Annotated in this window: 11 protein-coding genes; all 11 read left to right on the top strand. The window is 38.8% G+C overall.

All coding sequences use genetic code 11. The features are described 5' to 3' along the window. Positions 1–97: 97 nt before the first annotated feature. A complete protein-coding gene (locus IV36_RS01135; protein ID WP_056990339.1) occupies positions 98–1,384 on the top strand; it encodes a solute carrier family 23 protein in 1,287 nt (428 codons plus the stop codon). Positions 1,385–1,394: 10 nt separating this feature from the next. Further along, positions 1,395–2,342 (top strand): aspartate carbamoyltransferase catalytic subunit, encoded by a 948-nt coding sequence (locus IV36_RS01140; protein ID WP_056990340.1) that lies wholly within the window; start codon positions 1,395–1,397, stop codon positions 2,340–2,342. A gap of 3 nt (positions 2,343–2,345) precedes the next feature. After that, positions 2,346–3,629, top strand: coding sequence for a dihydroorotase (locus IV36_RS01145; RefSeq protein ID WP_056990341.1), 1,284 nt, complete (start codon positions 2,346–2,348; stop codon positions 3,627–3,629). A gap of 2 nt (positions 3,630–3,631) precedes the next feature. Then, entirely contained in the window at positions 3,632–4,717 is a 1,086-nt protein-coding gene (locus IV36_RS01150) for a carbamoyl phosphate synthase small subunit (RefSeq protein ID WP_056990342.1), read from the top strand. Further along, complete coding sequence (carB, locus tag IV36_RS01155; protein ID WP_056990343.1) at positions 4,710–7,898, top strand: carbamoyl-phosphate synthase large subunit; 3,189 nt, start codon at positions 4,710–4,712, stop codon at positions 7,896–7,898. The genes IV36_RS01150 and carB overlap by 8 nt, the downstream gene beginning before the upstream one ends. 34 nt (positions 7,899–7,932) lie before the next feature. After that, positions 7,933–8,865 (top strand): dihydroorotate dehydrogenase, encoded by a 933-nt coding sequence (locus IV36_RS01160; protein ID WP_003688014.1) that lies wholly within the window; start codon positions 7,933–7,935, stop codon positions 8,863–8,865. Continuing rightward, positions 8,865–9,581 (top strand): orotidine-5'-phosphate decarboxylase, encoded by a 717-nt coding sequence (gene pyrF, locus IV36_RS01165; protein WP_056990344.1) that lies wholly within the window; start codon positions 8,865–8,867, stop codon positions 9,579–9,581. Before IV36_RS01160 ends, pyrF begins: the two co-directional genes overlap by 1 nt. Beyond that, positions 9,581–10,201, top strand: coding sequence for an orotate phosphoribosyltransferase (gene pyrE, locus IV36_RS01170; RefSeq protein WP_056990345.1), 621 nt, complete (start codon positions 9,581–9,583; stop codon positions 10,199–10,201). The genes pyrF and pyrE overlap by 1 nt, the downstream gene beginning before the upstream one ends. A 159-nt stretch (positions 10,202–10,360) precedes the next feature. Beyond that, positions 10,361–11,347: a glycosyltransferase gene (locus IV36_RS01175; protein WP_003688010.1), complete on the top strand. Its 987-nt coding sequence runs from the start codon at positions 10,361–10,363 to the stop codon at positions 11,345–11,347. A gap of 85 nt (positions 11,348–11,432) precedes the next feature. Beyond that, complete coding sequence (locus IV36_RS01180; RefSeq protein ID WP_056990346.1) at positions 11,433–12,065, top strand: GH25 family lysozyme; 633 nt, start codon at positions 11,433–11,435, stop codon at positions 12,063–12,065. Further along, the gene (locus IV36_RS12575; RefSeq protein WP_081484417.1) at positions 12,020–12,133 is read left to right on the top strand and encodes a hypothetical protein; all 114 of its coding nucleotides are present in this window, start codon (positions 12,020–12,022) and stop codon (positions 12,131–12,133) included. The genes IV36_RS01180 and IV36_RS12575 overlap by 46 nt, the downstream gene beginning before the upstream one ends. The last annotated feature ends 8 nt before the right edge of the window (positions 12,134–12,141 follow it).

The raw sequence follows: 12,141 nt of genomic DNA on the forward strand, positions 1-12,141 counted from the left end.
AGTTTCTTATTAAAGTGGGAATCTGGTCTGACCTTATGCCGACCTGGATCAATCAAGATTCAGGTTTTTTTGTATATAGCATAGAAGGAGAATAAAGATGAATTCAAGTGAACAAAAGGAATTTAGAAATGATGAGGCCTTATTAGACATTAAAGATCGACCAAGCTTTGGCCATTGGTTGGTTTTATCGATTCAACATTTATTTACGATGTTCGGAGCAACTGTTCTCGTACCGCTCCTAGTGGGAATCAATCCAAGTATTGCGTTATTTAGTTCTGGAGTTGGAACCCTAGTTTACATAGCATGTACTAAGGCAAAGATTCCAGCATATCTTGGTTCGAGTTTTGCGTTTATTGCGACGATGCAGACTTTAATGAAGGTAGATGGTTATCCGGCTGTTGCACAAGGTGCTATCTCTGCGGGTTTGGTTTACCTAGTCGTTTCTTTGATAGTTAGCCGTTTTGGTAGCAAATGGGTCGATAAGATTTTACCTCCAGTTGTTGTTGGACCGATTATCATTGTGATTGGACTTTCAATTGCTTCAACAGCTGCCACAGATGCAATGATGAACGGAACTCATTATGATTTGAAATACTTTGCAGTAGCAATTTTTACCTTAATAATTACCATTATTTTTAATATGTATCTCAAAGGTTTCCCAAGTATGATACCAGTATTGCTAGGAATTGCATGTGGTTATCTGGCTGCACTGGCAGTTGGAATCGTAGATTTGACACCTGTTGCACAAGCAAAATGGTTCTCATTGCCAGCATTTGATACGATGTTTGTCAACTATCACTTTAAGTGGTACCCAGCAGCGATCATCGGGATGGCTCCAATTGCATTCGTAACAATGACCGAACACATGGGACACGTAATGGTACTAAATAAGTTAACAAAGAGAAACTTCTTTAAAGATCCAGGCTTGCATCGTACATTATTCGGTGATGGTCTATCCTCGATCATTGCGGGTTTTGTTGGTGGACCACCAACAACTTCTTATGGTGAAAATATCGGAGTGCTTGCAATGACTAGAGTTCATAGTTTGTGGGTACTTGGTGGAGCAGCATTTTTTGCAATCTTATTCAGTTTCGTTGGTAAAATCAGTGCATTAATTCATTCGATTCCAAGTCCTGTAATTGGTGGAATCAGTTTCTTATTATTTGGAATGATTGCATCGAATGGCTTAAGAATCTTGGTAGACAACAAAGTAAACTATGAATTAAAGAGAAATTTGATTATCACATCAGTTATCTTGGTTATCGGGATTGGCGGAACTTACTTGCAATTAGGAAGTTTTCAATTAACAAGTATCGCATTAGCAACAGTCTTTGGCATAATTTTGAATTTGGTTCTTCCTGAGAAAGCAATAAGCGAAAGGTAGGAGATAAGGAATGTTAAAGGTAGGAAGTCACGTTAAGTTACAGCACTTTGTAACTGTCAAGGATCTACATGATGATCAAGTTATGGCATTGATTGAACGCGCAATTTATTTTAAAAATGGTGGTGCAGTTCCACATTTTGAACAGCCAATTTATGCCGTTAATATGTTTTTTGAGAACAGTACACGAACACATTGTAGTTTCGAGATGGCTGAACGCAAATTAGGGTTACGGGTAATTCCATTCGATCCTGCTACTAGTTCAGTAAAAAAAGGCGAGACTCTCTATGACACATTGCTTTCTTTGAATGCAATTGGAGTTAATCTAGCAATTATGCGTCATCAGGAAAATGAATATTATAAGGAACTAATTGAACTCGAACCGACGCAAAAGCTTGATATCGGTATTGTGAATGCGGGAGATGGCAGTGGACAGCATCCATCTCAATCACTGCTTGATATGATGACGATTTATGAGCAATTTGGAACATTTAAGAACTTAAAGGTCGCAATTATTGGTGATCTGAGTAATTCAAGGGTAGCACGAAGCAATATGCAATTATTAAAGAAGCTCGGGGCACAAGTCTTTTTTGCAGGACCAAGTTACTGGTATTCAAAAGAATTTGAAGAGTATGGTGAGCATCTTGAAGTCGATGATTTAGTTTCACAGGTGGATGTGTTGATGCTACTGCGTGTTCAGCATGAGCGCCACACTGATGAGACTGGTTTCTCTGCCGCTCAATATCACGAACAGTACGGTTTAACACTGGAACGTTACAAGAAGATGAAGAAGGATGCCATAATAATGCATCCTGGTCCAATAAATCGTGGTGTTGAGATTGCTTCTGAATTAGTCGAAGCACCTAGGTCAAGATTTGTAAAGCAAATGCAAAATGGTGTGTACATGCGCATGGCAATGCTCGAAGCAGTTATCGCTGGCAGACATCTGGGAGGACTTTAAAATATGGACTTTTTACTTGAAAATGGGGTTGTATATCAAGCTGGTAAATTACAAAAAATGGATCTGCTTGTGCAAAATGGTGTAATTACTGCTTTTGGACAAAATCTTGGGCAATTGCTTGAAGATACCAAGAAAATTGATGTTTCAAATAAATTAGTTTCTCCCGGACTTGTTGATGTACACGTTCACTACAGAGAACCTGGATTTACTTATAAGGAAACTATCAAAACAGGTAGTCAGGCAGCAGCACATGGTGGATTTACAACAGTCTGTGCAATGCCAAACCTAAATCCAGTTCCGGATACGGCAGAACGACTAGCAAATGTGATAGCTAAAAATGAATCTGATGGTGTTGTTCATATTAAACAGTATGCGGCAATTACAGCGGGTTTAAAAAGTGAGCAAATTAATGATTTGGCTGCTCTAAAAGATGCTGGGGCATTTGCCTTTAGTAATGACGGAAGTGGAATTCAGACCGCTGGGGTCATGTATCAAGCAATGAAGCAGGCGGCTGACCTAGAAATGCCACTTGTTGAACATATTGAGGATAATTCATTACTATATGGAGGAGTAATGAATGAAGGCAGGCGCGCGCATGAGTTGGGTCTTCCTGGGATGCTTGGTTTGAGTGAATCATCTCAACTAGCACGAGACTTAATTCTTGCACAAAAAACAGGAGTACATTATCATGCATGTCACTTATCGACAAAAGAGAGCGTTGAATTAATGCGTCTGGCTAAGTCGAAGGGAGTTAATGTCACTTGTGAAGTTGCACCACATCATCTTTTATTGAGCGACGAGGATATCCCAGCAGATGACGCATATTTCAAGATGAATCCGCCATTGCGTGACGAGAAGGATAAAGCGGCCTTGTTGGCGGGCCTGTTAGATGGCACGATTGATATGATTGCCACTGATCATGCTCCACACAGCCATGAAGAAAAAACTGGTGGAATGTGTCAGGCATCCTTTGGAATTACCGGAAGTGAGACAGCTTTCACATTGTTGTATACACATTTTGTGAAGAGTGGCAAGCTAACACTGGAAAAGTTGTTGGACAAGATGAGTAGTGAACCGGCAAAAGCATTTCGCATGAAGAGTGCCGGAGAATTGTTGATCGGCAGACCTGCAGATATTGCTGTGTTTGATTTAGATACAGAATATGAATTGAAAGAAGAAGAGTATTTTTCAAAAGGTACAAACACACCTTTTACAGGTGAAAAAGTGTACGGTAAGACAATTATGACATTTGTTGCTGGAGAACTTGTTTATCAAAAGGAGGACTGAACTTGAAACGTTATTTGATTTTAGAGGATGGCAGCATCTTCAAAGGGGAAGGTTTTGGAGCAAATATCACAACTACTGGGGAGGTCGTCTTTACGACAGGAATGACAGGATATCAAGAAGCTGTCACCGATCAGTCTTTTGCAAATCAAATATTAGTATTCACTAACCCTTTAATTGGTAATTACGGAGTGAACCTTGATGATTATGAATCAATTGAACCAAGATGTAAGGGTGTTATCTGTCACGAATTAGCCCGTACCTCAAGCAATTGGCGGCAACAAAGCAGCTTTGCAGATTTCTTAGTACAGATGAATATCCCTGGAATTAAAGGAATCGATACACGTGCACTGACTAAAAAACTGCGCTCTGCTGGAACGATGAAGGGAAGAATAATTGATTCTACTGATGATCTTGAACATGCCTTCTCACAATTAAATGCAACGGTTGTTAATAAGAATCTTGTGGCTCAAGTATCAACAAGTAAACCTTATCCGAACCCCGGAAGCAAGCGCAATGTCGTGGTAATTGATTTCGGATTGAAGCATAGTATCTTACGAGAATTAGCTAAACGCGACTGCAACACAATCGTATTACCATATAATGCTACGGCAGAAGATATCTTCAAGCTGAAGCCAGATGGTGTTTTGTTAACTAATGGACCTGGTGATCCTAAGTCGCTCCCCGCGGCTATCGAAATGATTCAAAAGGTTGAACAGAAATTACCTCTCTTCGGAATTTGTCTTGGTCATCAACTGTTTGCACTTGCTAATGGTGCTGATACGTTCAAGATGAAGTTTGGTCATCGTGGTTTCAATCATCCAGTTAGAGAAATTGCGAGCGGGAGAATCTGTTTTACTTCACAGAATCACGGCTATGCGGTTGCTCCGGATTCCGTTGATAATGATGTAATGAATATTACTTACCGTGAAATCAATGATGGCACTGTAGAAGGGTTGCGCCACAAAAATTATCCAGCTTTCAGTGTGCAGTTCCATCCGGATGCAGCACCTGGTCCGCATGATGCAGTAGATATATTTGATGACTTTATGCATATGATTGATACGAGAAAGGATGAACGTAATGCCTAAGAGAACTGACATTCATAAAATTATGGTGATTGGCTCCGGCCCAATTATTATTGGACAGGCAGCTGAATTTGATTATTCTGGAACACAGGCTTGCATGGCACTGCGTGAAGAGGGATATGAGGTTGTTTTGGTCAACTCGAATCCAGCAACAATTATGACTGATACGGAAATTGCTGACAGAGTATACATCGAACCACTTACAACTGACTCTGTTTCTCGTATCATACGTCAAGAATATCCTGATGCAATTTTGCCAACACTTGGTGGACAAGTGGGATTAAACATGGCAATGTCACTATCTGAAGCAGGAATATTGGATGAACTTGGGATCGAATTGCTTGGAACCAAACTGACGGCCATTAATCAGGCTGAAGATCGTGAGCTGTTCAAGGAATTGATGAATGATTTAAATGAACCTATTCCGCCATCAAAGACTGTTAATACAACACAAGAAGCACTTGATTTTGCTGATGAAATCGGCTATCCAGTAATCGTTCGCCCAGCCTTTACAATGGGCGGTACTGGTGGCGGACTTTGTGATAATAAAGATCAATTAGCACAGATCGCTGCTAATGGTCTGGATTTGTCACCCGTTACACAATGTTTAATTGAAAAAAGTATTACGGGGTATAAGGAAATTGAGTTTGAAGTTATGCGTGATCATAAAGATAATACGATGGTCGTTTGCAGCATGGAAAACTTCGATCCAGTTGGAATCCACACGGGAGATTCAATTGTTTTTGCACCAACGCAGACATTGGCTGATCGTGAATATCAAATACTGCGTGATGTTTCATTGCGCTTGATTAGTGCATTGAAAATCGAAGGGGGCTGCAATGTCCAACTTGCTCTTGATCCTAATAGCTTTAATTACAATGTCATTGAAGTCAATCCACGTGTTAGCCGCTCATCAGCACTTGCTTCTAAGGCAACTGGTTATCCCATCGCTAAGATGGCGGCGAAGATTGCAGTTGGACTGACCTTGGATGAAATTAAGAATCCTGTCACCGGAACGACATTTGCAGAGTTTGAGCCAGCACTTGACTATGTTGTGGCCAAGATTCCACGCTGGCCGTTTGATAAATTTGCTCGTGCAAACCGTAAGTTAGGGACACAGATGAAAGCCACTGGAGAGGTAATGGCTATTGGTAGAACTGCAGAGGAAGCACTCCAAAAGGCAGTTCGTTCTCTTGAAATCGATGAAAAAGATCTGTTTTCTGATGAGGCACAGGCAGCTACTGATCAAAAGCTTGAAGAAAAAATCATGCATCCGCAAGATGACCGCATCTTCTACTTGACTGAGGCATTCAGGAGAGGCTATACGATCGAAGAACTACATGAATTAACGAAAATCAATGCATATTTTCTTGATTTATTGAAACACATTACGGAACTGGAAGTTGAAATCTGTAAGAATCCAAATAACTTAGAATCACTTGAAAAGGCCAAAAAATACGGTTTTAGTGATATGACAGTTGCGAAACTCTGGAATTCAAAGGAAAGTAAGATACGTGCATTACGTAAATCAAACAAGTTGATCCCTGTGTACAAAATGGTTGATACTTGTGCAGCTGAATTTGAGTCACAGACCCCTTACTTTTACAGCACTTATGATATGGAGAATGAAAGTGTTCCTTCAGACAGAAAGTCAATTCTTGTAGTTGGTTCTGGCCCAATTAGAATCGGGCAAGGAGTAGAGTTTGATTATGCAACTGTTCACAGTGTTAAAGCAATTCAAAAACTAGGGTATGAAGCAATTGTAATGAATAGTAATCCAGAAACAGTTTCAACTGATTTTTCTGTTTCGGATAAGTTATACTTTGAGCCATTGACGCTTGAAGATGTTCTGAATGTTATTGAATTGGAAAAGCCGCTTGGAGTAATTGTACAATTTGGCGGACAGACTGCAATTAATTTGGCTGCAGGTCTGGTTGAAAATGGTGTTAAGATTCTGGGAACAACGGTTGAGGATCTAGATCGAGCAGAAGATCGAGAGTTGTTTGATCAGGTAATTAATAATTTGGGACTCAAGCAGCCAATTGGAAAGACTGCAACAACACAGGAAGGCGTTGTAAAAATAGCCGCTGAGATTGGCTATCCAGTCTTAGTAAGGCCCAGCTATGTTCTAGGTGGACGTGCGATGGAAATTGTCAACGACGAAATTGAGTTAAATGATTACCTTGAACATAATGCAAAGGCGGCAATCGACCATCCAATTCTTGTTGATGCATATCTTGAAGGAATGGAATGTGAAGTTGATGCAATTTGTGATGGGAAAGATGTTTTATTGCCAGGAATTATGGAGCACATCGAGCATGCAGGTGTCCATTCAGGTGATTCCATGGCAGTATACCCGCCACAATCATTTAGTGAAGATATTAAGCAGCAAATTGTTGATGCAACTAAAAAGTTGGCCGTGGCATTAAAGTGTGTTGGAATTATGAATATTCAGTTTATTATCCATGACAATGAAGCATATGTGTTGGAAGTCAACCCTCGTGCAAGCCGAACAGTCCCATTCTTAAGTAAGATTACGGGGATTGAGATGGCACAAGTTGCTACTAAGGTAATTTTGGGACAATCACTTAAAGAACTAGGATTTAAATCTGGTTTGTATCCAGAAAGCAAGACAATTCATGTTAAGGCACCCGTATTTTCATTCAGTAAGTTGGAAGATGTCGATAGTTATTTAGGACCTGAGATGAAGTCAACTGGTGAAGTAATGGGAAGCGATCATACTTTTGAGAAGGCACTGCTTAAGGCTTTTGCTGGAGCTAAGATGGAACTTCCAATGAGTGGAAATGTCTTATTAACAATTGATAGCAATGATAAAGAAGCTGTTTTACCAGTTGCCCAAAGATTCAGTCGTGTGGGATACCGCTTGTTTGCAACAAATGGAACAGCAGCCTTCTTGAAGGAACACGGATTGCATGTAATGAAAGTGAATAAAATCGGTGAAGACGGCAAGTCTGATTTAGATATTTTGAAAATTATCAAGGATGGTCAGATACAGTTGGTCATCAACACAATGAGTCACGATCAAGAAGTAACCTCTGATGGCTTCACAATTCGGCAAACAGCAATTGAGCATAATGTTCCGTTGCTAACATCATTGAATACAGCGGATGCTTTAGGACGAGCAATGGAAAATCGTACTTTTGCGACTGACGTTATAAAATAGTTTTGACAATCGTTATAAAAAGGTGGGGTTGTTTATGAAAAATTCTCGTTTAGCAGTTTCATTACCAGGCTTGGAACTTAAAAATCCAGTGATGCCGTCCAGCGGATGCTTTGGCTTTGGAGATAACAAGTTTGCACAAATGTACGATTTAAATAAGTTGGGTTCAATTATTTTGAAGTCAGCAACTTTGAATGAAAGAAAAGGTAATCCCGAGCCAAGAATAGCAGTAGTAGAAGATGGAGCGTTAAATGCAGTAGGACTAAAGAATCCTGGGCTATCAGTGATTTTGTCACAGAAAATACCTGAACTACGAGCGAAAGTTCCAGACTTGCCACTGATTGCAAGCGTTGCTGGGTCAACAAAATCAGAGTATGTAGAAGTTGCTAAGGCATTGAGTGCGTCAGGGTTGGTTAATGCACTAGAATTGAATATCTCATGCCCAAATGTTCATGAAGGTGGGATGCTGTTTGGAACCAGTCCCAAAATTGCGGCTGAACTAACAAGAGCAGTTAAAGAAGTTACAGATATTCCGGTTTTCGTAAAATTAACTCCTAATGTTACAGATATTGTTGAAATAGCAAAGGCTGTTGCCGCTGCTGGTGCGGATGGACTTAGCATGATTAATACGTCCTTAGGAATGAAAATTGATATCAAGACTAGGAAGCCTGTTTTAGGTAATGGAACTGGTGGACTATCTGGAAGAGCCATCAAACCGCTAGCCGTCAGAATGATTTATCAAGTAAGTCATGCTATTGATCTGCCGATTATTGCCTCAGGCGGAATTGAAAATGTTGATGATGTAATCGAAATGTACCTTGCAGGTGCGCACGCTGTCTCAATAGGGACTGCGCATTTTAAGAATCCGACTGCCTGCCTTGATTTAATTGAAGAATTACCTGCCAAGCTGGATGAACTTGGAATAACAAGCTTGAAATCTTTGATCGAAGAAGTTAGGAGTAATCGATAATGCGAATTGAACGACCAATTATTGCGCTAGACTTTCCCGGCCGCAATGAAACAATGCAATTCTTGTCTGAATTTCCAAAGGATGAATCTTTATTTGTCAAAATAGGAATGGAACTCTACTATAGTGAAGGAACTGATATGGTCAGAGAAATAAAATCATTGGGTCATGATGTTTTTCTTGATTTAAAGTGCCATGATATTCCACATACAGTTGAGAATGCCATGAGAGTTCTTGGAAAGATTGGTGTTGACTTAACAACTTTGCATGCCAGTGGCGGTAGTGAGATGATGGAAGCTGCAAAGACTGGGATACTAGATGGAAGCGGCGGAAAGCAAACTGCAAGATTATTGTCGATCACTCAGTTGACTTCAACAAACCAGCAAATGGTTGAAGAAGAACAATTGATTTCTGTGCCGTTAAAAGAGAGTGTTTTGAATTATGCAAGATTGGCTCAGAAGTCGGGGATGGACGGAGTGGTTTGTTCTGCTCAAGAAGCGAAAAGCATCGCTGAAGAAACTGACGAGGACTTCTTGCGTGTAACTCCTGGGATTAGGTTAGCAGGAGGAGCACTTGGTGACCAAAAACGGGTGATGACACCAGATGAAGCTGCTAGAAATCAAAGCAGTGCAATCGTTGTAGGAAGAGCAATCACACAGGCAAAAGACCGAGTTGGTGCATATCAAACAGTTAAGAAGTTATGGGAGGATGCGAAATAATGAAGCAGGTAGCAAAAGATTTACTAGAAATTAATGCGGTAGCTTTATCACCTAATAGACCATTTACTTGGGCTAGTGGAATTAAAAGCCCGATTTACTGTGATAATCGATTGACGATCAGCTATCCTAAAATTCGCAAGGAGATCGCGAAAGGAATCGCTAACTTAATTCGTGATCTTTTTCCAGAGGCACAGGTAATCGCGGGAACTGCAACTGCGGGAATTCCACATGCTGCATGGATTGCCGATGAATTGAACTTGCCAATGATTTATGTACGTTCCAAACCCAAGGATCATGGTCAAGGTCGTCAAATCGAAGGTGTTGTTGAAAAAGGACAGAAAACAATTCTGATTGATGATCTCATCTCAACAGGCGGGAGTGTCTTAAAAGCTGTCGAGGCTGCTCAAAATGAAGGTGCGGATGTAATCGGTGTTTGCGGAATCTTTAGCTATCAATTAGCAACAGCAAAGGAGAATTTTGCCGAGGTTAATATCCCTTTTGTAACGCTAACCAACTATAGCGAATTGATTGAAGTCGCTGTTGAAGAAAATCAGATTACGGCAGAAGATCGCAAATTGCTGCATAAGTGGCGTGAAAATCCGAAAGGCTGGTTAGAATAAAGTAATACAAAAAAGCTGTAACCTAGGTTACGGTTTTTTTTATATTACTTAGCTACTGAAATGTACAATTTAATTCTTACTTGCATGTTCTAAAATTATTTACTAGAATTACAAGTGGTATAGCTTTAGAAAAATAATATTAATTATAGGAGTAATTAGATGATATCTGTTGTTGTAGCAACGTATAATGGAGAAAAATTCATTACCGAGCAGCTTAATTCGATAAAGAATCAAAATTGTCAACCTGATGAGGTTATTATAAGAGATGATAGGTCTAGTGATGCGACTGCGGAAATTGTTAGGAAATATATCAAAGAGAATAATCTAATTAACTGGGACTTTGAAATTAATTCTGAAAATAAGGGATACAAAAAAAATTTTTATGATTTATTGAAACTCGCTAAGGGTGATTTAATTTTTCTTTCCGATCAAGATGATGTGTGGATGAATAACAAACTTGCTGTTATGAAAAATATAATGGAGCAAAATAAGAAAATAGAAACACTTAATTCTGGAATACAATTGGTGGACCAGAACTTAAAGCGGATTGAATTAGGATTAAGAAAAAATTTCTATAATGCAAATTTTATATATTCAGATCATAAGTTAGAAGAGTTAAATTATTTTAAATTGGAAGATATGATTGAAAGAAATATCTCACCTGGGTGTTCAATGTGTATTACTAAGGAATTAAGAAACCAATTTATTACTACCTATAATTTTGTATTGCCTCATGATTGGTACATGAATTTGTTGGCATCTTTGAATGGAAATTGTTGTTTCGTAAATATAAAGTTAATAAACTATAGAATACATCAAAAAAATACGATTGGTTTATCAACTAAGTGGGATATTAGGACTAAATTACACTCGTATGAGGAGGATCGAAAAAAAAGAATAAAAAAATTTGCTGAATTATCCGAATCTTTTCAAAATATTGTTGATAATTATGAATTGGAAGAAGGGGAGAAGGTTCGTTTACAAGGGTACCTGAAAGCAAGGCTTGATTTTTTGATTACACCAAACTTATATAATCTCAATAAGTTACGCAAATTTCCGGAGTATCTGCGGTCAACTACATTACGTGGAAAAATTTGGAATTTAATATTGTCATTACATTTAGATAGATTTATACTAAATAAATAATATAATTTTGATTAAAAAGTTAATTATTAATGATTTGGTTGCATGAAGTCTGACCAAATATTATTACATAATTAGGATATTAGATATGCTAGGTAGAGAAAGAAGGAGTAAAGCCTTAGTATTAATTCTGAGTGCGGCTTTTTTTGTTTGTTTCAGTGTTTATTCTGTAAAAGCTACTGAAATAGATAGTTGGTATATTGGTGATAGTACACGACCTGTTGTATCTGCTGTTGATGTCTCCTCTCATCAAAGTGGACTGACCGAGACAAATTATCAAAATCTCAAGTTACTCGGTGTAAAAACGATTATCGTAAAAGCAATGGAAGGATCATCATATACAAATTCATACGCTCTTACACAAATGAAATACGCTGCAAATGCTGGTCTAAATGTAGCATTATATCAGTACGCAAAATATACTACTGCAACCGAGGCAGAAACTGAGGCCAATTATTTACTGACATGGTTGAAAGAAAATAATGTTAATACGGATATTTTAATTTTTTCTGATATTGAGGCGGAAGCAAGTGAAGTTTCATCAGTTTGGAGTAACTTGTCCGCATTTCAAAGTGTTTTGTCTAGTGGAGGTTATACTAACCAGGGGTTTTATGCATCAAAAAGTTCAACATACTTATCTAGATACTTATCTAGCTTGGTAGCAGTTGGCAGACAATTGATGGTAAAAAGTACTACTTTTATAAAGACGGTAAATTATTAAGAGAAAGTCAAATTATTGATGGCGTTAAATATTACTTTAATGCATACACGGGTGTTTTAGAAAGTTAAAAGGGTAC

The organism is Liquorilactobacillus mali, assembly GCF_001437155.1.
Classification (GTDB): domain Bacteria; phylum Bacillota; class Bacilli; order Lactobacillales; family Lactobacillaceae; genus Liquorilactobacillus; species Liquorilactobacillus mali_A.

What these genes read in the sequence shown, in the direction of transcription:
- IV36_RS01140 (WP_056990340.1), top strand. Translation starts at nt 1,395, where the DNA reads ATGTTAAAGGTAGGAAGTCACGTTAAGTTACAGCACTTTGTAACTGTC.
- IV36_RS01135 (WP_056990339.1), top strand. Translation starts at nt 98, where the DNA reads ATGAATTCAAGTGAACAAAAGGAATTTAGAAATGATGAGGCCTTATTA.
- IV36_RS01180 (WP_056990346.1), top strand. Translation starts at nt 11,433, where the DNA reads ATGCTAGGTAGAGAAAGAAGGAGTAAAGCCTTAGTATTAATTCTGAGT.
- IV36_RS01145 (WP_056990341.1), top strand. Translation starts at nt 2,346, where the DNA reads ATGGACTTTTTACTTGAAAATGGGGTTGTATATCAAGCTGGTAAATTA.
- IV36_RS01175 (WP_003688010.1), top strand. Translation starts at nt 10,361, where the DNA reads ATGATATCTGTTGTTGTAGCAACGTATAATGGAGAAAAATTCATTACC.
- carB (WP_056990343.1), top strand. Translation starts at nt 4,710, where the DNA reads ATGCCTAAGAGAACTGACATTCATAAAATTATGGTGATTGGCTCCGGC.
- pyrE (WP_056990345.1), top strand. Translation starts at nt 9,581, where the DNA reads ATGAAGCAGGTAGCAAAAGATTTACTAGAAATTAATGCGGTAGCTTTA.
- pyrF (WP_056990344.1), top strand. Translation starts at nt 8,865, where the DNA reads ATGCGAATTGAACGACCAATTATTGCGCTAGACTTTCCCGGCCGCAAT.
- IV36_RS01160 (WP_003688014.1), top strand. Translation starts at nt 7,933, where the DNA reads ATGAAAAATTCTCGTTTAGCAGTTTCATTACCAGGCTTGGAACTTAAA.